8 protein-coding genes are annotated in these 23,944 nt (G+C 68.2%); 5 read left to right on the forward strand and 3 right to left on the reverse strand.

The features are described 5' to 3' along the window. The first annotated feature begins 40 nt into the window (after positions 1-40). The 3 genes from ACE191_RS18160 (at position 41) to ACE191_RS18170 (ending at position 7,807) form a co-directional block, all read left to right on the forward strand. Positions 41-6,430 (forward strand): alpha-2-macroglobulin family protein, encoded by a 6,390-nt coding sequence (locus ACE191_RS18160; RefSeq protein WP_400193657.1) that lies wholly within the window; start codon positions 41-43, stop codon positions 6,428-6,430. Positions 6,431-6,579: 149 nt separating this feature from the next. After that, positions 6,580-7,257, forward strand: coding sequence for a hypothetical protein (locus tag ACE191_RS18165; protein ID WP_400193658.1), 678 nt, complete (start codon positions 6,580-6,582; stop codon positions 7,255-7,257). 106 nt (positions 7,258-7,363) lie between these two features. Further along, complete coding sequence (locus tag ACE191_RS18170) at positions 7,364-7,807, forward strand: hypothetical protein (RefSeq protein ID WP_400193659.1); 444 nt, start codon at positions 7,364-7,366, stop codon at positions 7,805-7,807. A 177-nt stretch (positions 7,808-7,984) separates the two neighbouring features. On the opposite strand, the gene ACE191_RS18175 is transcribed toward ACE191_RS18170, so the two are convergent. The 3 genes from ACE191_RS18175 to ACE191_RS18185 all read right to left on the reverse strand — a co-directional run bounded on the left by ACE191_RS18175 (position 7,985) and on the right by ACE191_RS18185 (position 10,244). Further along, entirely contained in the window at positions 7,985-8,311 is a 327-nt protein-coding gene (locus ACE191_RS18175) for a 2Fe-2S iron-sulfur cluster-binding protein (RefSeq protein WP_400193660.1), read from the reverse strand. Positions 8,312-8,398: 87 nt separating this feature from the next. Beyond that, the gene (locus ACE191_RS18180) at positions 8,399-9,415 is read right to left on the reverse strand and encodes an NAD(P)/FAD-dependent oxidoreductase (RefSeq protein ID WP_400193661.1); all 1,017 of its coding nucleotides are present in this window, start codon (positions 9,413-9,415) and stop codon (positions 8,399-8,401) included. Positions 9,416-9,611: 196 nt separating this feature from the next. Beyond that, positions 9,612-10,244 (reverse strand): peroxiredoxin, encoded by a 633-nt coding sequence (locus ACE191_RS18185; RefSeq protein ID WP_400193662.1) that lies wholly within the window; start codon positions 10,242-10,244, stop codon positions 9,612-9,614. 222 nt (positions 10,245-10,466) lie between these two features. Between ACE191_RS18185 and ACE191_RS18190 the strand changes: the two genes are divergently transcribed. Next, entirely contained in the window at positions 10,467-10,739 is a 273-nt protein-coding gene (locus ACE191_RS18190; protein ID WP_400193663.1) for an antitoxin VbhA family protein, read from the forward strand. A 372-nt stretch (positions 10,740-11,111) separates the two neighbouring features. Next, positions 11,112-23,927, forward strand: coding sequence for an amino acid adenylation domain-containing protein (locus ACE191_RS18195; RefSeq protein ID WP_400193664.1), 12,816 nt, complete (start codon positions 11,112-11,114; stop codon positions 23,925-23,927). The last annotated feature ends 17 nt before the right edge of the window (positions 23,928-23,944 follow it).

A 23,944-nucleotide genomic window follows, 5' to 3' on the forward strand; every position in this document is an offset into this window, starting at 1 on the left:
TGAGCTGCTAGCCTGCTGCCTTTCCTCTACCTTCTGCCTTATGCGTTTTTCGCTTTTGTTGCTCGCCGCCTGGCTGCTCTGCATGGTAATTCCCTCCAACGCCTCGGCCCCGGCGGCCGGCGGCCCCTACGCCGCCCAGTGGAAGAAAATCGACGCGCTGCTAAGCAAGGACCAGACCGCCGCGGCCGAAAAGCTGGTGCTCGACATCTACCAGAAGGCCCGCGCCGGCCGCCAGCCCGCCGACCACGTGCGCGCCCTGACGTACCGCCTGCACCTGCTGGAGCGCCGGGAGGAAGACGCCGATGTGAAGGGCATCAAGCTGCTGGAAGAAGATTTGCGCAGCGCCACCTTCCCGGCGCGGCCGCTGCTGCACAGCCTGCTGGCCCAGGAATATCACCAGTACCTGCGCCAGAACCGCTACCGCCTCTACGACCGTACTCAGGTGCAGCCCGTCAACGACGAGCTTGGAGTCAATGACCTGCAAACCTGGGATGCCGCCCGGCTGGCCGCCCAGGTGGTGCGCCACTACCGCGCCTCGGTGGAAAGCGAAACGGCCCGCCAGCAGCAAACCACCCTGCGCGAGCTGGGCCAGCTGGTGACGCCCGCTGATGCCGCCGGCCAGCAGCTGCGCCCCACGCTCTACGACCTGCTCGTGCACCGCGCCATCGAAGGCCTGAACGACGACGAGCTGTACCTCACGCGCCCCGCCGAGCAGTTTCGCTTTACCGACGCACGCCTGCTGGGCGCCGAGGCGGAATTTCTGGCCCTGCCGCTCACGGCCCCTGCCGCCGACTCGCTCAACGGTCCCTGGCATGCCCTGCGCCTGTGGCAGCAGCTCACGCGCTTCCGCCAGGCGGGCCCCGCGGCCGCCCGCGCCGACGTGGAGCGCCTGCGCCTGGCCTTTGTGTACCAGCACGCCGCCTTCCCTGACAAAACCAAAGCCTACGAAGCCGCCCTGCGCCGCGCCGCCGGCCAGTACGCAGCCCTGTCCGCCTGGGCCGACTTTCAGGCCGAGCTGGCCGAGCTGGCCCGGCAGCAGAACCGGCCGACCGAGGCCATGACTCTGGCCCGCGAGGCGGTGAAACGCTTTTCCAAATCGGTGGGCGGGCAGCGGGCCCAGGCCCTGATCAACGAGCTGGAGCAGCCCGAGTTGAGCGTGCAAACCACCGAGGTGCAGCTGCCCGACGAGCCGCTGCTGCTCAACGTGGGCTTCCGCAACCTCAAGCAGGCCCACGGCTTCGCCTGGAAACTGCCCGCCGCGGCCGTGCTGCGCGAGCTGACCGGCCAGCGCGAAACCGAGATTCCGAAAGCATACGCCAAGCGCCTGGCCACCGCGCCCGCCGCTACTTGGGCGCTGGCGCTGCCCGGCCCCACCGACTACCGGAGTCATCGCGCCGAGCTGGCCGGGCCGAAGCTGGCGCCGGGGCACTACCTGCTGGCCGTGAGCAGCGCCGCCGCGCAGCCCACCAAGCAGCGCGCCAACGTCACCACGGTGTACGCCTTTGTATCGGTGAGTGAGCTGGGCAGCGTGCACCGCGCCGCGCCGACCGGCGGCACCGATCTGTGGACGGTGAACCGCCGCAGCGGCCAGCCCGAGGGCGGCGTGACGGTGCAGCCCTGGTACCAGCAGTACCTCAACGGTAAAACCCAGCACGTAGCCGGCAGTAAGCTCACCACCGCCGCCGACGGCCACCTGACCGTGCCGGTGGAAGCCGGGCAACGCCGCTACATGCAGGCCCTGCTGCTGAGCCGCGGCCGCGACTCGCTGGTGCTGGGCGAAAGCCTGGGCGGCTACCGTCCGCCCCTGCCGCCTGAAGCCGAGCGGGTGCAGCGCCGCGCCTTTGTGTACACCGACCGCGCCATTTACCGCCCGGGCCAGACCCTGTACTTCAAGGGCATTCTGGCCGAAGAGCAGAAGGGCCGCAGCCAGGTGAGCAAGAACGTGCCGCTGCGGGTGCGCCTGCTCGACGTGAACGGCCAGCAGGTGCTGGAGCTGCCCTTCACCACTTCCGATTTCGGCTCCTTCCACGGCTCCGTTACACTGCCCACGGGTCTGCTCAACGGCGAGATGCAGCTCACGGTGCAAACCACGCATTTCGGCAAGGAAGAGTGGCTGGGTCGCGCCGGTTTCGCAGTGGAAGACTACAAGCGGCCCACGTTCTTCGTAACCCTCGACCCGGTAGGCGGCACGCCCAAGCTGGGCGACACGCTTTCGGTGCGCGGCACGGCCACGGCCTACGCCGGCCAGGCCATCGACGGGGCGCAGGTGCAGTACCGCGTGGTGCGCCGCACGGTGTGGCCCATGTTTGGCTGGCACGAACTGGACTTCGGCTTCGGCCGAGAAGGCAGCGGGGGCGGTATGCGCCGGCCGTACTTTCCCGGTGGGGGCGAGCAGCAGCAGATTGCCAGCGGCACGGTAACTACCGACGAAGCCGGTCGCTTCCGCGTAGCCTTTACCGCCACTCCGCCCGATGAGGCGCTGAACGAGGAAGACCGCAACCCCGACGACGAAGACGGCGGCTACCGCCCGCCCCGCCCCGGGCGCCCGACGTATGTATTTGAGGTAACGGCCGACGTGACCGACCCCAACGGCGAGACCCGCTCGCAGCAGCGCGGCGTGTCGCTCGGCGGGCCGGCGCTGAATTTGAGCTTGAGCGGTCCGCGCGAAGTAAACCAGGCCAACGCGGCGCGGGCGCCGTTCGCGGTGCGCAGCCAGAACGCCACCGGCGAAGCCGTACCCGCCACCGGTACGCTGCGCCTGTACCGCCTCACGCCGCCGGCCCGCACCCTGCGCCCGCGCTTCGGCCCGCGCCCCGACCAGCCCGGCCTGAGCCGCGAGCAGCACCAGCAGCTGTTTCCGCTCGATGCCTGGCTGCGGGAAGACGACCCGGCTACCTGGCCGCGCACGGTGGCCGGCGAGTGGAAGTTTGACACGCAACACAGCGGCGAGTTGCCGGAAATGGTGCGCGTCCTGACCGCGCAAGCGCCCGGCGCCTACCTGCTCGAAGCCCAAAGCGTGCTGGGTGCCGATACGGCCAAGGCCCGGCTTGGCTTCACGCTGTATAGCCCCACGGCGGCCCAGCCGCCGCTGCCCGTGCCCAGCTGGCTGGTGAGCTTGCAGGACAGCGTAGCGCCCGGCCAAGCCGCGCAACTGCTCATCGGTACCGGCTTCGAGCAGGTACAGGCCCGGCTGGAAGTGGAAAGCCAGGGCCAGCTGCTGCGCGCCGAGTGGCTGACCTTGCGCCGCGAGCAGCGCGCCATCAGTCTGCCCACCGCGGCGGCCAACGCCGGGCCCCTGCACGTGCGGCTGGTGTTCGTGCACGCCGGCCGCTTCTACCAGCGCGAAGTCACGGTGCAGGTGGCCGAGCCAGTGCGTCCGCTGCGCCTGGACATCAGCACCTTCCGCGACAAGCTGCAGCCCGGTCAAAAGGAAACCTGGCGCGTGACCATCAGGAACAGCCAGAACCAGCCCGCCGCGGCCGAGCTGCTGGCCTCGCTCTACGACCAGTCGCTGGATTACTTCCGCCCGCACGCCTTCGAGCGACCCGAGCTGCCGCAGCCCTACGTCGGGGAGCGGTTCAACTGGTCGGCGCGCTTCGGGGCAGAGCAGTGGGAGACATTGTTTGCAGAATTCTCCGGCAAGGCTACCGGCCAGCAGTATTACCTCTATCCGGGTTTGCGGCTGGATTACTGGGACTGGGCGAATCTGGAAAAACGCAGCGCCGTCAAGTTTACGCCGCCGGTTATTAAGCGTGACGAGGAAGGGATGTATGGCGCAGCCGAAATGACTCAGTCGGTAAAAGGAAATGCTGGACGGGCAGTTATGCGTATGTCGGCTCCCGTTGCTCCACCTCCTCTAATGGCGCCAGGGGCGGAAATGAAAATGTCGGCTGATGCGGCGGGTCTGGTGGAAGAAGAAAGCGCCGCCGGCAATGCCGTGTCTGCTCAGGACGGTCAGAAGCCCACCGACCTGGCCAGCGTGCCCGTACGCGCCGATTTCCGCGAAACGGCCATGTGGATGCCCGCCGTGCGCACCAACGCCCAGGGCGAAGTGGTGCTGGAGTTCCAGATGCCCGAGGCCGTCACGCGCTGGCAGCTGCTGACCCTGGCCCACACGCCCGACCTGCAAACCGGCCTGCTGGCGCGCCAGCTCGTGACGCAGAAAGAGCTGATGGTGACGCCCAACGCCCCGCGCTTTTTCCGCGAAGGCGACCAGCTGCGCTTTTCGGCCAAAATCAGCAACCTCAGCGGCCAGGCCCTGAGCGGCACCGCCCAATTGCTGCTCTTCGACGCCCGCACCAATCAGCCCCTGGATAAGCAGCTGCTGCAAAGCCCGGCCCAGGTGGCTTTCAATACTGCCGCCAGCCAAAGCACCACCGCCACCTGGGACCTCAGCATTCCCGCCGGCCTCGAGGCCGTGACCTATCGCGTGGTGGCCTCTGGGCAGTTGGCAGTTGACAGTAAGAAGTTGTCGGGCCAGGAGAAAAAAGCCCGCCGCAAAGCCAAGAAGCAGACAACTGACAATTCGCAGCTGTCATCTTTTTCAGATGGCGAGGAAAACACCCTGCCGGTGCTGCCCAACCGTTTGCTGGTGCTGGAAGCGGTGCCGTTGGCCGTGCGCGGCAACACCACCCGTGAATTCGAGCTAAAGAAGCTCACCAGCACCAGCTCGCCCACGCGCCAGAACCAAAGTCTCACGCTGGAGCTGACCGCCAACCCCGCCTGGTACGCCGTGCAGGCCTTGCCCTACCTGATGGAGTACCCCTACGAGTGCTCGGAGCAGGTATTCTCGCGCCTCTACGCCAATACCCTGGCCGCCCGCATCGTGCAGCAGAACCCGCGCATCCGCCCCGTGCTGGACGAGTGGAAGAAGGCCGCTGCCAGCGGCGACCCGAACGCGCTGCGCTCGAAGCTGGAGCAAAACCAGGAGCTGAAAGCCCTGCTGCTGCAGGAAACGCCCTGGGTGCGCGAGGGCCAGAGCGACACCGAGCGCATGCGCCGCCTCGCCGACCTCTTCGACGAAGCCCGCCTGCAGGCCGAAACCCAGCGCGCGGTGCAGAAGCTGGCCGAGCTGCAAAGCCCCAGCGGCGCCTTCCCCTGGTTTAAGCAGATGCCCGACAACCGCTACATCACCCAGCTCATCGTGGCCGGCTTCGGCCGCCTGCGCAAGCTGGGCGCCTTTGATGCCCGGCAGGATGCGCGCACGGCGGATGTGCTGCGGCAGGCCGTGGCCTACCTCGACCGCGAAATCCAGCGCGAGTACGACCAGCTGCGCAAGCGCAAAAACGTGAAGCTAACCGACGACCACCTCGGCGACGCCACCCTGCACGCGCTCTACGCCCGCTCGTTCTGGACCGCGGAGCTGCCGCTGCCCGCCGCCAGCAAAACCGCCTACGACTACTACCGCACCCAGGCCGGCCAGCACTGGCTCAAGCGCAACCGCTACCTGCAGGGCCTGGCCGCCATCACGCTGCACCGCGCGGGGCAAACCAAACCCGCCCGCGACATCATGGAAGCCCTGCGCCAGAATGCGCTGCAGACTGACGAGCTGGGTATGTACTGGAAAGACGTGCGCGCAGGCTTCTACTGGCAGCAGGCGCCCACCGAAACCCAGACCCAGCTCATCGAGGCGTTCAATGAGGTCAGCAACGACCAGAAAGCGGTAGAGGAAATGAAGCTGTGGCTGCTGGCCCAGAAGCGCACCCACAACTGGGAAAGCACCCGCGCCACTGCCGATGCCTGCTACGCCCTGCTGCTGCAGGGCTCGCGCAACTGGCTGGAACCGACGAAGCCCCTGCAGGTGACGCTCGGCGGGCAGGCCCTCAACACCACCGAGGGTGCCGAAGCCGGTACTGGCTACCTGAAGCGCAGCTTCCCGGCCGCCGAGGTGAAGCCCGCCATGGGCAAGGTGCGCGTGCAGAAAACCGATGCCGGCGTGGCCTGGGGCGGGCTGTACTGGCAGTACTTCGAGCAGCTCGACAAGATTACCCGGGCCGATAACGCCCCGCTGGGCCTGACGCGCCAGCTCTTCCGCGAAACCACCGGCGCCAGCGGCCCGGTGCTCACGCCCATGACCACGGGCACGCCGCTGAAAGTAGGAGAGGTGCTGGTGGTGCGCCTGGTGCTCAAAACCGACCGGGAGCTGGAATTCGTGCACCTGAAGGACACCCGCGCCGCCGGCCTGGAGCTCATCGGCCAGACCTCGGGCTACCGCTACCAGCAGGGCCTGGGCTACTACGAAAGCCCCCGCGACGCGGCCACCAACTTTTTCATGGACGTGCTGCCGCGCGGTACCCACGTATTTGAGTACCGCCTGCGGGCCGCCCAGGCCGGCGACTTTTCCTCCGGCATCAGCCAGGTGCAGTGCCTCTACGCGCCCGATTTCACCAGCCACTCGGCCGGCCAGCGCCTGAAAATCGGGGGGCAGTAGCGCGCCAGTAACCCAGCAGGGCATAGTGGTCCTACAACTCCCAAGTTGTAGGACCACTGTCGTTGCGGCCGTTGCCCGGCCTGATGATGGGCGGCGGCGCAACAGCGCCGCCGCCGGCCCGACTATTCCGTGGTTCTTTTCCCAATGCTATGCCGCGCTTTACTGTGCCTTCGGCTTTTCTGATTTGCCTGCTGCCGCTGCTGGCCGGCTGCGCGCCGGGCCGCCCGGCTGGCCGCGCCGCGCCTGCCGACGTGGCCGCGCTGGTGGAAGCCGGTAAGGTGCGGGTGGTCAACCGCGCGGCCACGGCGCTGCGGGAAGCTGGCAGGTCGGGACTGCGCTTCGATTCGAGGCCGCTCGACGGCCTGGCCTGGCTGCCCAACGTGGCGTTTGCCGAGGGCACGGTGGAGTTCGACGTGCGCGGCAAGGACGTGCTGCAGCGCAGCTTCGTGGGGCTGGCCTTCCACGGCCTGAACGACTCCGCCTTTGAGGCCGTGTACTTCCGGCCCTTCAACTTCCGCCACGCCGATAGCCTGCGGCGCCGCCACGCGGTGCAGTACGTGGCCATGCCGGAGCATCCCTGGAACCGCCTGCGCCGCGAGTTCCCGGGCCGCTACGAAGCCCCCGTGCAGCCCGCGCCCGACCCCGGCGGCTGGCTGCACGTGCGGCTGGAGGTGCGCCCAACCGAAGTGGCCGTGTACGTAGATGAAGCCCCCGTGCCGGCCCTGCGCGTAGTGCCGCTGCGGCCCGCCGCTGGCCGGCAGCTGGGTTTTTTCGTGGGCGACAACTCCGACGGCGACTTCGCCAACCTGCGCGTGCGGCCGCGCTGAAGCCGATTTGCGCCTCAAAACGAGGGGATTGGATTATCAGGGGGTTGTCTTTCCGCCCCAAGGCTGGTACTTTCGCGGTCCTGTTGAAATAACCGGAGGACTACGTATGTATAAATACCTTCTGTCGATGGCGCTGGGGCTGGCGCTGACTTCCGCGGCCCAGGCTCAGCAACAGCCCAGTGCCAAGTCGGCCGCCGAAGCGGGCGGCAAGGTGGCGGTGCCGGTAGGGCCCATCCTGCCCGGCGAGGAAAAACTCAGCGCCCAGGAGCGGGCCGAGCGTACCTTCCTGATGCCACCGCGCAAGAAAATGCCCTCTGTGCGCGCCGCAGCTCCGCAGCCCCAGCACGACCCCAGCAGCAGCGAAGCCATGGCCATCGGGCCGCCCACAGTGGAGGAAATGGCTGAGGAAAACGCCGTAGCGCCCAAAACGACCACCAAGGCCGCGCCCAAGCGCACCTACCACCGCCGGACCAGCAGCAAAAAGAAAGCCGTGGTGCGCCGCAGCAGCTCGACTGCCAAGAAAAAAACCACCACGAAGCGCCGGCGTTAAGCCCGTTGGCAGCCAAGAGCACAAGCGGCGTTCCGGCAACGGGACGCCGCTTTTTGCTGCTGCACTTGCGCTGCGCAGCCGGCCGCTCCCACGCGACGCAAGCAAAACGGTCGGCCAGTGGCTGCGCACGAAGCGCAGTGCCACTGCCGACCGTCGGGACTTAGTGAGCAGCCGAAGCTACACGTTCTGGGGCATCAGGCGTACCACCAAGCCGTCGAGGCGCTCGGAAATGCGGATCTGGCAGGAGAGGCGGCTGCCCTGGCTCATGATGGGCAACGACTCGAGCATGGCCATTTCATCGTCCGAGGGCTCGGGCAGCTCGGGGCCGGCCAGCACCTCCACGTGGCAGGTGCCGCACAACGCCATGCCGCCGCAGGTGGCCTGGATGTCGTAGCCCGAGGCCTTCATTACTTCCATCAAGCTCAGGCCCATATCGGTGGGCGCCACCAGCTCGGTGCGCTGCCCCGGTGCCTCTTCCACGTACACGCGTACTTCGTCGGTCATTTGTTTGGTTTTTGGTTGTTGGTTATTGGTTGTTGGCCTCGATACCACCCCAGTGTGTACCAACAACCAACAACCAATAACCAAAAACTAGAGAGTGGGCACCCCGTTGACGGTGGTGTATTTGAGCACGTAGCGCTTGTCGGGGAAGATGTGCTTGTAGGCGCCCTGGGCCATGAGCGCAGCCTCGTGGAAGCCGCACAGAATCAGCTTGAGCTTGCCCGGGTAGGTGTTGATGTCGCCGATGGCGTACACGCCGGGCACCGAGGTGCTGTAGTCCAGCGTGTTCACCTTCACCGCGTCGTCTTCCAGCTCCAGGCCCCACTCGCCGATGGGCCCTAGCTTGGGCGTGAGGCCGAACAGGGGAATAAAGCTGTCGACTTCCACGCTGCGCGTCGAGCCGTCGTTGGCGGTGATGGTCACGGCTTCGAGACGCTCCTGGCCGTGCACGTGGGTCACGTTGGAGCTCAGCACCAGGTTTACCTTGCCCGCCTCGTGGAGCAGCTTCACCTTCTCGGCCGAGTCGGCGGCCCCGCGGAAGGTGGTGCCGCGGTGCACCAGGGTGACTTCCTTGGCCACGTTGGCCAAGAAGATGGTCCAGTCCAGGGCCGAGTCACCGCCGCCGGCAATGACCAGGCGCTGGTCGCGGAAGGTTTCCGGGTCGCGCACCATGTAGTACACGCCGCGGCCGCCCTCGTACTTCTCCAGCTCGTCGATGGCGGGCTTGCGGGGCTCAAACGAGCCCAGGCCGCCGGCAATGGCAATGGCCTTGCAGCGCACCTCGGTGCCGTCGGTGGTGGTGAGCACGAAGGAGCCGTCGTCGAGCTTCTCGAACTTCTCGACCCGCTCGCCCAGGGTGAAGGTGGGGTGGAAGGGCTCGATCTGGCGCATCAGGTTCTGAATCAGGTCGCCGGCCAGCACCTCGGGAAAGCCCGGAATGTCGTAGATGGGCTTCTTGGGGTAGATTTCCGACAGTTGCCCACCCACCTGGGGCAGGGCATCGACCACGTGGCAGCGCAGCTTGAGCAAACCGGCTTCGAACACGGCGAACAAGCCCACGGGGCCGGCGCCGATGATGCAGATATCAGTGGAAATGGTGGAGTGCATTGAGAGGTGAAAACAGTCGGGAGCGGGCCGCAGCGGCCTTGCGCTCAGTCGGTAGCAGCAGGGTAACCGCGGCGCGGGGCCGGTGGTTGCCTTGCACGGAAAAATCGCGCGCAAAGGTAGGGCCTGCGCCCCACAAACGCGTCGGCCCGGCCGCACAAAGCGCAGCCGGGCCGACGGGGGCAGCGGGCCCGCGGGCTTAGGCGGGCAGGGTGGTGTAGCGCAGGTAGGGCTTCACGCGGCGGTGACCCTGCGGAAACTTGCTCTCGAGGTCCTCGTCCTTCACCCCCAGGCCGATGATGACCTCGTCGCCGGGGCGCCAGTCGACGGGCGTAGCCACGGGGTGCTGGTCGCCCAGCTGCAGGGCGTCAATCACGCGCAGCAGCTCGTCGAAGTTGCGGCCCACGGCGGCGGGGTAGGTAAGGGTGAGGCGCACCTTCTTGTTGGGGTCGATGATGAACACCGAGCGCACGGTGAACTTCTCCGAGGCGTTGGGGTGAATCATGTCGTAGAGCTCGGCCACCTTGTGGTCGTGGTCGGCCACGATGGGGTAGTCGACCGCCGCGCCCTGGGTTTCGGCGATGTCCTGGGCCCACTGGTGGTGGTTGTCGAGCGCGTCCACGCTCAGGGCAATCATCTTGGTGTTGCGGCGGGCAAACTCGCTGGCCAGGTTGGCGGCGCGGCCCAGCTCGGTGGTGCACACGGGCGTGAAGTCGGCCGGGTGCGAAAACAGGATGCCCCAGCTGTTGCCGAGGTAGTCGTAGAAATTGAGGCGGCCCTGGGTGGTATCGGCCGAGAAATCGGGGGCGGTGTCGCCTAAACGGAGTGCCATACGCGTCGGAGTGAAGTTGAGCTTGCCAATGTAAGCGCCGAGCGGTAAAAATTGTTGGGCCGGCCCGAAGCCGGTTTCGGGAACCAAAACCGGCTTCCCGGCCCCGGCGCCCCGCCCCAGGCCGCGCCCGCGCCAGCTTTTTTCGGGGCGGAACGGCGGCCAAGGGTATCCAAATTTGCGGTGAATACGTACAGGATTGCTGAGACAATTGCTTCTGAATCAATGGAAAGTAAATATTTCAAAGATTTGCCCCCGGGGCTGTCTGAGGCCGAAGGCGCCGCCCGGCGCAAGCGGCAGCAGCACGCCGAGTGGGGCATTGCCGTGGCGGCAATGGGCGGTACCACGCCCAGCGAAGCCGCGCTGACCGAGCTGCAACGCTACATCGATGGTGAACTGAGTCTGGAGGAGCTGGCACGGTTGGGGCACCCGCCCCGGCCCGAAACCCGCGTGTTTGAAGCCACTGCCAACCGTGAACGAATAACCCAGATGGCCTGAGGGCCCGCCGTTTCGCCCCCCGAAAACCCCGCCGCTGTTGCGCCGGGGTTTTTTCGTGCCCGGGCGCGGCGGTTACCGGGCCCGCTGGGCCCATGAGCGAGGCGGGAGAGCGGGCGCCGCTGGGGGGCGCCAACGCCGGGTTTATCCCGGCCAACGGGGCATTGGTGTAAAAAAATTTCGGGCCGCGGCGCCGCAATCAACCTTTCTGTCAGGAATGTGAGAAAGGCCGGCGGCCCCGGGCCCGAGTGAGCTGCTCGCGGCCAACGGCTGGCGGACCGCCAACCCGGCTTGCATTCCGTGCTCCGGCGCGCCAAGTGGCGGCCGGTCGGTCACGTTCTCCCCGCTCTCCAACGGCTCTTGCTACTCCCTTTCATGTCCACGCAGCTTCCCGCCCCCGAACCGCCCATCGTGCTGACCCCCGCTGATGAACGCCAACTGCTCACGGTGTTCAACGACACCTGGGCCGACTATCCGCGGCACGAAACCATGATCAGCCTGTTTGAGCAGCAGGTGGCCCGCACGCCCGACCAGCCGGCCCTGCTCTGCGGCGACCAGCAGCTGAGCTACCGGGAGCTGCAGCAGCGCGTGAACCAGCTGGCCAACTACCTGCGCGGGCGCGGCATCGGGGCGCAGACGCTGGTGAGCGTGTGCATGCCGCGCACCGTGGAGCTGGTGGTGAGTTTGCTGGCCATCCTGAAAGCCGGCGGCGCCTACGTGCCCATCGACCCGGCCTACCCGCGCGAACGAATTCAGTACATGCTGCAGGACAGCCAGTCGGCGCTGGTGCTGACCACCACCCAGGAGCAGGTGCTGCTGGCGGGCAACAGCGACGCGGCCGTGGTGTGCCTGGACACGCTGGCCGACGAGCTGGCCTGGGAGTCGACCGAGCTGGCGCTGCCCGCCAGCGGCTGGCACGAGCTGGCCTACGTCATCTACACCTCCGGCTCCACGGGCCAGCCCAAGGGCGTGATGATCGAGCACGGCAACGCCTACACCTTCGTGCGCTGGTGCCAGCAGGAGTACGCCGCCAGCTCCTTCGAGGTGGTGTACGCGGGCACGTCGATCTGCTTCGATCTGTCCATCTACGAAATCTTCTACACGCTCAGCATCGGCCGCGTAATTCGCCTGCTCGACAGCGGGCTGGCCATTGCCGAAGCGCTGGAGCGCGAAACCTCGCGAGCGGTGCTGCTCAACACCGTGCCCAGCATCATCCGTCACCTGCTCAACGAGGGCATCGACTGGCAGAAGGTCACCGTCATCAACATGGCCGGGGAGCCCATTCCCGTCGACGTGCACCAGCGCGTGGACCTGGCCCGCATTGAGGTGCGCAACCTCTACGGCCCCTCCGAAGACACCACCTACAGCACCTGCCAGCGCCTGCTGCCCGGCGAGCCGGTGCTCATCGGTCGGCCCATTGCCAACACCCAGGCCTACATCGTCAACGAGCACCTGCAGCTGTTGCCGCTGGGCGCCGTGGGCGAGCTGTGCCTGGCCGGCGACGGCCTCTCGCGCGGCTACCTCAACAAGGCCGAGCTCACCCGCGAGAAGTTTCTGCCCAACCCCTTCCCCGGCGGCGACCGGCTCTACCGCACCGGCGATTTGGCCCGCTGGCGCCCCGACGGCATCATCGAGTACCTCGGCCGCCTCGACACGCAGGTGAAAATCCGCGGCTACCGCATCGAACTGGGCGAGGTGGAAACCCGCCTGCAGCAGGCCCCCGGCGTGGCCCAGGCCGTGGTGCTGGCCCGCCCCGACGCCGCGGGTGCCCTGCAGCTGGTGGGCTACGTGGTGCCCGGCGCCGGCTACGACCCGGTCGCCGTGCAAAGCCACCTGCGCGTGACGCTGCCCGAGTACATGGTGCCCGCGGCCTGGGTGGAGCTGGACGTGCTGCCGCTCACGCCCAACGGCAAGGTCGACAAGAAAGCTTTGCCCGAGCCCCAGCTCAACGTGTGGCGCCAGCAGCCCTACGTGGCCCCGCGCACCGAAACCGAGCAAACCCTGGCCGGCATCTGGCAGCGCCTGCTCGAAGTAGAGCAGGTGGGCGTCCACGACGACTTCTTCGCCCTGGGCGGCCACTCCCTGCTGGCGGCCCGGCTGATGGTAGCCATCGAAAAGCAAACCGGCACGCGCCTGCCGCTGCGCACGGTGCTGGCCAACCCCACCGTGGAACAGCTGGCCCGGCAGCTGGGCCAGGCCTCGGCAGCCGAAGAGGAGCTGGTTCCCCAGGAGCGCCCCGCGCGCCTGCCGCTGGCCTTCATGCAGGAAGGGTTGTGGCTGGTCGACCAGATGGAGGGCAGCGTGCACTACAACGTGCCCCTGGTGCTGCGCCTGCACGGCGAGCTGCACATAGCGGCCCTGACCACGGCCCTGCGCCAGTTGGTAGTCCGCCACGAAGCCCTGCGCACCGTGGTGCTCACCGACGAGCAGGGCGCCTACCAGCAGGTGCTGCCCGCCGAGGACTGGCAGCCCGAGCCACTGACGGTGCTGGCCGAAAACCAGACCGAGGCCGACGTGCTGCGCCCCTGGCTGGAAGCGCCCTTCGATTTGGCCCACGACTACATGATGCGCGCCCACCTGCTGCGCGTAGCCGAGCAGGAGCACCTACTCGCGTTCAGCGTGCACCACATTGCCTGCGACGGATGGTCGTTGGGCGTGATGGTGCGCGACCTGGCCGCGCTCTACGAAGCCACGCTGACCGGCGCCGCGCCCGCCCTGCCGGCCCTCGACGTGCAGTTTGCCGACTACGCCCTCTGGCAGCGCCGCCACCTCACGGCCGAGGCCCTGGCCCCCAGCCTGGATTACTGGAAAAACCAGCTCCACGGCCTCAGCCCTCTGCAGCTGCCCACCGACTACGAGCGGCCCGCCGTGCCCAGCCGCCGCGGTGGCCTCATCCGCGTGGAGCTGCCCGCCGGTCTGCAGCAGCAGCTGGAGCAGGTGAGTCAGCAGGCCGGCGCGACGTTGTTCATGGGCTTGCTGGCGGGCTTCCAGGCCTTGCTGGCGCGCTACAGCGGCCAGACCGACATCTGCGTGGGCACGCCGGTGGCCGGCCGCACCCAGGCCCGGGAGGAAACCATGGTAGGCCTGCTGGTGAACACGCTGGTGCTGCGCGGCGACGTGAGCGGCAACCCTTCGTTTGCGGAACTCTTGCAGCGCGTCAAGCAAACCACCCTCGCGGCCTACGCCCACCAGCACGTGCCGGTGGAGCAGATTGTGGCGGCCGTAGCGCCCGAGCGCGATTTGAGCCGCAACCCGCTCTTCCAGGTCATGTTTGCCTTGCAGAACATTCCCGAGGTGCCGCTCAGCGAGTTCGGCGGCCTGCGGGTGCAGGGCCAGCCCTACGAGTGGAACCACGCCAAGTGCGACCTGACGGTGGAAGTAGACCCCACCGGCGCGGGCTGCCTGCTGCGCATCGAGTACAGCCGCGACCTGTTCGAGGAAGCCACCATTCACCGCCTCGTGGGCCACTTCCGGCAGGTGCTCACCCAGCTGGCCGCCGACCCGCAGCGGCGCGTGCAGGAGCTGGAGCTGCTCACCGCCGCCGAGCAGCACCAGCTGCTGCACCAGTTTAACGATACCCGCGCCGACTACCCGCAGACCGAGACGCTGGTGAGCTTGTTTGAGCAGCAGGTGGCCCGCACGCCCGAGCGGCCGGCCCTGCGCTTCGGCGCCGCCACCCTCAGCTACCGCGAGCTGAACGAGCAGGCCAACCAGCTGGCTTACCTGCTGCGCGCCCAGGCCATCCGGCCGGGCGAGCGGGTGGGCGTGCTGGCCCGCCGCAGCCCCGATATGCTGGTGGCTTTGCTGGGCATCCTGAAAAGCGGGGCCGTGTACGTGCCGCTCAACACCGACTACCCCGCCAGCCGCCTGCGCTACATTGCTCAGGACGCGGCCCTTCAAGCCGTGGTGTGCACCCACCCCGAGCTGCGCACGGTGCTGCCCGACTACCCCGGCCCGCTGCTCAGCCCCGCCGAGGCCGCGCCGTACCCCACCACCAACCCGCCGCTGGCCCTCGACCCCGAAGCCGGCGTGTACGTGATGTACACCTCGGGTACCACCGGCCAGGCCAAGGGCATTCAGGTTACCCACCGCAACGTCATCAAGCTGGCCTTCGACCCGGGCCCCATTCAGGTGCAGCCCACCGACACGGTGCTGCAGTGGTCCAACTTCGCCTTCGACGGCTCGACCTACGACATCTACGGCAGCCTGCTGTGCGGGGCCTGTTTGCAGCTGATTCCCGAGTCGGCCGCCGCCGATGCCGACGAGCTGGCCGCCATCATCACCGAGCACCAGGTGAGCGTGGCCTTCGTGACCACGGCCTTGTTCAACGCCCTGGCCGACACCCAGCTGACGGCCCTGCGCGGACTGCGCAAGGTGCTGTTCGGCGGCGAGCTGGTGTCGGTGCCCCACGTGCAGCGCGCCCTGCGGGCCCTGGGGCCCGACAAAATCGTGCACGTGTACGGCCCCACCGAAACCACCACCTACGCCACCAGCTACGCCGTGCGCGCCGCGGGCAGCGCGGGCACTGTGCCCATCGGTTACCCGCTGGCCAACACCCAGGCCTACGTGCTCGACGCGCAGCGGCGGCCCGTGCCGGTGGGCTGCCCCGGCGAGCTGTACATCGGCGGCGCGGGCGTGGCCCCAGGCTACCTCAACAAGCCCGAGCTGACGGCGGAGCGCTTCGTGGACGTGGCCGGCCTGGGCCGCCTCTACCGCACCGGCGATTTGGTGCGCTGGCAGCCCGACGGCGCGCTCAGCTACCTCGGCCGCCTCGACGACCAGGTGAAAATCCGCGGCTACCGCGTGGAGCTGGGCGAAATCGAAACCCTGCTGCAAACCGCGCCCGCCGTGGCCCAGGCCGTGGTCACAGCCCGGCGCGACGCCTCGGGCACCCTGCAACTGGTGGCCCACGTGGTGCCCGAAGCCGGCTTCAGCGTGGCCGAAGCCAGCCGCCACCTGCGCCAGCGCCTGCCCGAGTACATGGTGCCCGCGGCCTGGGTGGAGCTGGACGTGCTGCCGCTCACGCCCAACGGCAAGGTCGACAAGAAAGCCCTGCCCGAGCCGCAGCAGGTGACTGAAGCCGAGGCCTACGTGGCCCCGCGCACCACCACCGAGCAGGCCCTGGCCGAGGTATGGCAGCAGCTGCTGAAGCGGGAGCGGGTAGGCGTGGAGGACAACTTCTTCGCCCTGGGCGGCCACTCCCTGCTGGCCACGCGCCTGGTGGCGGCCATTCGCCACCAGCTGGGCCGGCCGGTAACCATCCGCCAGATTTTCAGCCGGCCCACCATTGCCGGGCTGGCCGAGCTGCTCGACCAGGCCACCGACCTCAAGCTGATTGCCCCGCTCACGGCCCAGCCCCGGCCCGACCGCCTGCCGCTCTCGTTTGCCCAGGAGCGCCTCTGGTTTATCGACCAGCTCGAAGGCAGCGGCAGCTACACCATTCCGCTGGTGCTGCGCCTGCGCGGCGAGCTGCACGAGGCGGCCCTGACCACGGCCCTGCGTCAGCTGGTGGCCCGCCACGAAGCCCTGCGCACCGTCATCGGCGCCGACGCCGAGGGCGCCTGCCAACGGGTACTGCCCGCTGAGGGCTGGCAGCCCGAGCCCGCGCTGGTGCTCGGCGCCGAGCAAACCGAAGCCGAGGTGCTGGCCGGCTGGCTGGCTGCGGAGTTTGATCTGAGCCGCGACTATATGCTGCGCGCCCACCGGCTGCAGCTAAGCGAGCAGGAGCACCTGCTGGCTTTGGTAGTGCACCACATTGCCTGCGACGGATGGTCGCTGGGCATCATGGTGCGCGAGCTGGAAGCGCTGTACCTGGCCGCCGCGGAAAACCGCCCGGCCGCCCTGCCGGCCCTCGACGTGCAGTACGCCGACTACGCCCTCTGGCAGCGCCAGCACCTCACCGACGAGGCCCTGGCCGATGGGCTGCGCTACTGGAAAAACCAGCTCAACGGCCTGAGCGCCCTGCAGCTGCCCACCGACCACGAGCGGCCCGCTGTGCCCAGCGGCCAGGGCGGTCTGCTGCAAACCACGCTGCCCCGCGAGCTGCAGCAGCAGCTGGAGCAGGTGAGCCAGCAGGCCGGCGCGACGTTGTTCATGGGCTTGCTGGCGGGCTTCCAGGCCTTGCTGGCGCGCTACAGCGGCCAGACCGACATCTGCGTGGGCACGCCGGTGGCGGGCCGCACCCAGGCCCGCGAGGAAACCATGGTGGGCCTGCTCGTGAACACGCTGGCGCTGCGCGGCGACGTGAGCGGCAACCCTTCCTTCAGCGAGCTGCTGCAGCGCGTCAAGCAAACCACCCTCGCGGCCTTCGCTCACCAGCACGTGCCCTTCGAGCGGGTGGTGGAAGTGGCGGCGCCCGAGCGCGATTTGAGCCGCAACCCGCTCTTCCAGGTCATGTTCAGCCTCTACAACGCGCCGGCCGTGCCCGAAGCACAGCGCTGGGGCCAGGTGCTGGAGCTCAGCACCGAGGAAGTACCCTGGGCCAGCAGCAAGTTCGACCTGGGCTTCGACGTGGACCACACGCCCGAGGGCCTGGTGCTCAGCATCGAGTACAGCCGCGACCTGTTCGACGAGGCCACCATTGCGCGCCTGCTGGGCCACTACCAGCAGTTGCTCACGGCCCTGGCCACCGACCCCGCGCAAACCATTCTCGACGTGGACCTGCTCTCGGCCGCCGAGCGCCGGCAGCTGGTACACGCGTTCAACGACACGGCCCGGCCGCTGCCGCTGGACCGAACCGTCGATCAGCTCATCGACGCCGTGGCCGATGCCACGCCTGACCGGACCGCAATCGTGCACGGCCAGGAAAGCATCAGCTACGGTGCCCTGCGCGAACGGGCCGAGCAAACCGCGGCCTTTTTGCACCACGAGTTGCAGCTGCCGCCGCAGGCCATCGTGGGCGTGCTCACCGACCGCTCTATTTCCATGCTGGCCGGCATCTACGGCGTGTGGAAGGCCGGCGGCGCTTACGTGCCCCTGCACCCCGAGCTGCCCGCCGACCGCCTCGCCGTGGTGCTCGACGACGCGCAGGTAGCCGTGCTGCTCTACGAAGAAAAGTACGCTGCCCTGGCCCGCTCAGTGCAGCAGCGCTGCGCCGGCCTGCGGCACCTCGTGTGCCTCGACGCCCGCGGCCCCGTGCCCGCGCCGGCTTCGGCCAGCCAGCACAGCCACGCGCTGCCAACGGAAGTTCCGGCTTGGAGCGGCCGCCCGGCCGGCCCGGGCAACGACGGCCTGGCCTACGTGCTCTACACCTCCGGCTCGACGGGCCGGCCCAAGGGCGCCATGGTCGAGCACAAAGGCATGCTCAACCACTTGCTGGGCATGATCGACGAGCTGCAGATGAGCGCCGACAGCCGCATGGCCCAGAACGCCTCGCAGAGCTTCGACGTGTCGGTGTGGCAGATGTTTGTGGCCCTGATTGTGGGCGGACAAACCGTCATTCTGGGGCCCGAAGTGGTGCAGCAGCCGGCCGATTTCGTGGCTGAAGTCACGGCTAAAGGCGTGACGGTGCTGGAAGTGGTGCCGAGCTACCTCTCGGTGCTGCTGGAGGAAACCGGTAGCTCCGCCGCCGATGCGCCCTTCGCCAGCCTGCGCCAGCTGCTTGTTACCGGCGAAACCGTAACGCGCCCCCTGCTGGCGCGCTGGTTCCGGCAGTTCCCGCAGGTGCCCGTGGTCAACGCCTACGGCCCCACCGAAGCCGCCGACGACGTGACTCTGCACCACATCCATGCCCTGCCCGAACGGGCCGTGGTGCCCATCGGCAAACCCATTCAGAATACGCGCATCTACATCGTGAATGAGCGGGGGCAGCTGTGCCCACTGGGTGTGAAGGGCGAAATCTGGGTGGCCGGCGCGGGTGTGGGCCGCGGCTACGTCAACGACGCCGCCAAAACCGCCGCCGCCTTCGGCTTCGACCCTTTCGGCGGCGAAGCCGGCGTGCCCCTGTACCGCACCGGCGACCTGGGCCGCTGGCTGCCCGACGGCAGCATCGAGTTTTTCGGGCGCCGGGACTACCAGGTGAAAATCCGCGGGCACCGCATCGAGCTGGGCGAAATCGAGCAGCATCTGGTGGCCACGGCTGGGGTGAAGGAGGCCGTAGTGGTGGACCGCCGCGACGCCGGTGGGCACACCTACCTGTGCGCCTACTTCACCGCCGACGCGCCCGGCCTCGAGCCCGCCGCGCTGACCCAGGCCCTGGCCGCCCGTCTGCCCGGCTACATGCTGCCCACCTACCTGATGGAGCTGCCCGCGCTGCCGCTCACGCCCAACGGCAAGGTTGACCGCCGCGCCCTGCCGGCCCCCGAAGCCGCCGTCGCTGCCGAAGGCCCGGCGCTGGTAGCCCCGCGCACCGAGCTGGAAATCCGCCTCGCCGCCATCTGGCGCGAGCTGCTGGGCCAGTCCGACATCAGCGTCACCGACAACTTCTTTGCCCTGGGCGGCCACTCGCTCAAGGTCACCCAGCTCACGGCGCGCATCTACCGCGAGTTCGGCGTGAAGCTGCCGCTGCGGGCCGTGTTTGCGGCTCCCACCCTGGAAGGCGTGGCCGCCGCCGTGGGCCAGGCCCGCTACTCGGCCTATGCCCCCATTCCGCGGGTGGCCGAGCAGCCGGTGTACGAAACGTCCAACGCCCAAAAGCGCCTCTGGATTATCGATCAGCTGGCCGACGACCTGGTGGCCTACAACTCCTTCCGCGCCTACCGCCTGCGCGGCGAGCTGAACGTGGAAGCCCTGCAGGCCGCGGTAGACGTGCTGGTGGCCCGCCACGAAAGCCTGCGCACCACCTTCGTGGCCGTGGGCGGCGAGCCGAAGCAGCGCATTCACCTGCCCGGCGAGCTGCCCACCAGCCTCGACGTGGTGGACTACCGCCGCACCACGAAGTCGGCCGAGGAGGTGGCCGCCGAGCTGGCGCGCCGCGGCCGAGCCCCTATGAACCTGGCCACCGGCCCGCTGTTCCAGATGGCCCTCTACCGCCTGCCCGACCAGTCGTACTACCTGTTCTGCGTGATGCACCACATCATCTGCGACGGGTGGTCGAACAACCTGCTCATCGACGAGCTGCTGACCGCCTATCAGGCCCTGGCCGACGGCCACGCCGTGCCGCTGCCCGCCCTGCCGCTGCAGTACAAGGACTACGCCGCCTGGCAGACTGCGCAGCTGGCCACGCCCGAGTTTGAGGCCCACCGCCAATACTGGCTGCGGAAGCTCGGCGGCGAGCTGCCGGTGCTCAACTTCCCCAGCTACCGCCCGCGCCCCGCGGTGCAAACCTTCAACGGCCGCACCCTCGAGCACCAGTTTGCCCCCGAAGCCCTGCAAGCCCTGCGCCAGCTCGGCGCCCGCGCCGACGCCAGCCTGTTCATGACGCTGACCGCGCTGCTCAACCTGCTGCTCTACAAGTACACCGGCCAAGCCGACCTGGTAGTGGGCGCGGCCACCGCCGGCCGCAGCCACCCCGACCTGGAAAACCAGATCGGCTACTACCTCAACACCGTGGCGCTGCGCAACGAGGTGCAGCCCGCCGGCTCCTTCGAGCAGCTGCTGCGCGGCGTGCGCCAGAACATGCTCGAAGCCTTCGAGCACCAGGACTATCCCTTCGATTTGCTCATCAGCCAGCTCGACGGCCCGCGCGACCCCAGCCGCAACCCGGTGTTCGACGTGCTCATCATCCTGCAGAACTTCGACCAGGACGAAACCGGCCTGCTGCACCAGCACCTGCGCCGCCTGCAGATCGAGCCGCTCGACATCGAAGGCCGCAGCACGGTTTTCGACCTCGACTTCGACTTCACCGAAAGCTCGGCCGGCCTGGCGCTGCAGCTCTCCTACAACACCGACCTCTACGAGGACGCGCAGATGGCGGCCCTGCTGCGCCACTTCGAAGCCCTGATTGGCAAAGTAGCCGCGGCCACCGACCAGCCCCTGGCCCACTTCGACGTGCTCACCGACGCCGACCGCCGCCAGCTGGCCGCCTTCAACGACAACGCCCGCGACTTTGCGCTGGACCTGACCTACCACCAGTACGTGGAACGGTTTGCGCGGGAAACGCCGGCTAAAACCGCCGTTATCTGCCGCGAGGCCCGCCTGAGCTACCAGGAGCTGAACGCCCGCGCTAACCAGCTGGCCCGCGCCATCGGCCGGCACGTGGCCCTGGGCGAAGACGACCTGGTGGCCGTGTACATGGACCGCTCGGAAAACATGCTGGCCTCGATTCTGGCCGTGTGGAAAAGCGCCGCGGCCTACATCCCGGTCGAAACCAAGTTCCCGCTCAACCGCGTCGAGGGCATCGTGCACGACGCCGGCGCCAAGCTCGTGGTGGCCCAGCGCAGCGCCGAGGCGCTGGAGCTGCGCCAGCGCCTGTGGGGCCAGTGCCCGGTGCTGTTCCTCGACGAGCTGCTGGCTGCGGCCGAAGCCGAGTCGCAGGCCAACCTGGAGCGCGTCATCAACCCCGACAGCCTGGCCTTCGTCATCTTCACCTCGGGCTCGACGGGCAAACCGAAAGGGGCCATGAACGAGCACCGCGGGCGCATGAACCACGCCCTGGCCACGGCCGCCTACCTGGGCCAGGACGCCGACACGGTGCTGGTGCAGAACGCCTCCCACGGCTTCGACATCTCGGTGTGGCAGTCGTTCAACGCCTTCGTTACCGGTGGCACCACCCTCATCTACGACGACGAGCTGGTGGCCCAGCCCGAGCTGCTGCTGCAGGACTTGCTGCGCAACCGCGCCACGGTGCTGCAGGTGGTGCCCTCGTACCTGAGCGTGCTGCTCGACTTGATTGAGAAAGACCGCCCGGCCTACGACTTTGCTTTGCGCCACCTCATCAGCTGCGGCGAGCGGCTGCCCCCGGCCCTGGCCCAGCGCTGGTTTGCCAGTTACCCCGCCGTGCGCATGGTCAACGACTACGGTCCGGCCGAAGCCTCCGACGGCACTTCCTGGTACGTGTTCGACGCGGTGCCCGAGGGCGAAAGCACCATTCCCATCGGCTGGTCGGTGCACAACATCACCAACTACGTGGTCGACGAGCACCTGAACCTGTGCCCGATAGGCGCCCTGGGCGAGCTGTGCGTGGCCGGCGTGGGCGTGGGCCGCGGCTACGTGAACGACCCGGAGCGGACTGCCCGGGCCTTCATGACCGACCCCTTCGCCCCCGAGAAAAACCAGCGCCTGTACCGCACCGGCGACCTGGCCCGCTGGCGCCCCGACGGCCTGCTGGAGTTCCACGGCCGCAAAGACTACCAGGTGAAGGTGAACGGCCAGCGCATCGAGCTGGGCGAAATTGAAACCCGCCTCACCGAGCTCAGCGCTGTGGCCGACGCCGTGGTCATCGACCGCGAGGACGCCACCGGGCGCCGCTACCTGACGGCCTTCGTGGTGCCCGCCGACCCGGCCCAAGCCAGTGCCGCCCGCATCAAGGAGGCGCTGGGCCGTGAGCTGCCGCCCTACATGATTCCGCGCCGCTTCCATTTGCTTGACGCGCTGCCGGTAACGGCCAACGGCAAGATTGACCGCAAGCTGCTGGCCCGCTGGGAAGCGCCCGCCGCCGACGAGGAAACCAGCTACTGCGCCCCCGCCACCGAAGCCGAAGAGCTGCTGGCTGAAGCCTGGGCCGCCGTGCTGCGCCGCGAGCGGATGGGCGTGACCGAGAACTTCTACGACGCCGGCGGCGACTCCATCAGCGCCATTCAGGTGGCCTCGCGCCTCTACAAGCAGGGCTACCGCGTCGACATCCGCGACATCATGCGCCAGCCCACCATCCGCGAACTAGCCGGCTGCCTGCGCCCCCTGCAGCGCGTGGCCGAGCAGGGCCCCGTAACCGGCCCGGTGCCGCTGACCCCCATTCAAGCCGACTTCTTTTCCACCGCCAAAACCAACCCCGAGCACTACCACCAGTCCCTGCTGCTGACGGCCGCCGAGCCCCTGCAGGCAGCCGCCCTGCGCACGGCGCTCAATCAGCTGCTGACCTGCCACGACGCGCTGCGCCTGCAGTTTGCGCAGCAGGCCGGCGAGCTGCGGCAGTTCAACGCCGCGCCGGGCCTCGAGGCCGAGCTGCGCAGCCACGATTTGCGCGCCGAAGCCGACCCCTGGCCGCGCATGGAGCAGCTGGCCCTGGAGCTGCAGGCCGGCTACAACCTGGCCACCGGTCCGCTGCTCAAGGCCCTGCACCTGCGCACCGCCACCCAGGACTACCTGCTGCTGTGCGCGCACCATTTGGTGGTCGACGGCGTGTCGTGGCGCATTCTGCTCGAAGACCTGACCGCCTTCTACCAGGCCGCGGCCCGGGGCGAGGCACCGGAGCTGCCCGTCAAGACCGACTCGTTTAAGCTCTGGGCCGAGCAGCTGCGCGCCTACGCCCACTCGCCGGCCTTCACCGCCGAGCAGCTTTACTGGCAGCGAGTAGTTGACTTGCCCGCCGACGCCATTCCCCACGATTTGCCCAGCGCCGCGCCGGGCACGGTGGCCGACCTGGGGCAGGTGAGCGTGGAGCTGGACGCGGCCACCACCGAGCGCCTGCTCACCCAGGCCCACCAGGCCTTCGGCACCGAGGTCAACGACCTGCTGCTGACGGCCCTGGGGCTGGCCACGCGCCAGACCTTCGGCACCACCCAGCTGCGGCTGATGCTGGAAAGCCACGGCCGCAGCCAGCAGCTGCCCGAGCTGAGCGTGGACCGCACCGTGGGCTGGTTTACCGCCGAGTACCCGGTGCACCTCGACCTGAACCCAGCCTTCGATTTGGCGCGGCAGCTCAAGGAAGTGAAGGAGAACCTGCACAAAGTGCCCCACAACGGCACCGGCTACGGTTTGCTGCGCTTCGCCCCCGATGCCCTAGCCACTGAGCGGCCCCGCCCGCAGCTGGTGTTCAACTACCTGGGCCAGCTGGGCAACGACGAGGCAGACGCTTTCTTCCGCTTCGAAGAGCGCAGCCTGGGCCGCGACGAAGCCCCGGAAAACCGCAGCGACTACGAGCTGGAGCTGATTGGCAGCGTGCAGCAGGGCCGCCTCACGCTCACCCTGCACTACCACCGCCCGCACTTCTTGCCCGCCACCATCGAGGCCTGGATGCAGGCCTACCGCCAGCAGCTCGGGCAGCTCGTGGACTTCTGCACCCAGCGCGACACCCGCGAGCTGACGCCCAGCGACTTCGCCTACAGCGAGCTGTCGTTCGACGACCTGGACGCGCTCAAGTCCCTGTTCGACTAAGCCCGCCCTGATTTCTC

The organism is Hymenobacter sp. B81 (genome assembly GCF_044628455.1).
Taxonomy (GTDB): domain Bacteria; phylum Bacteroidota; class Bacteroidia; order Cytophagales; family Hymenobacteraceae; genus Solirubrum.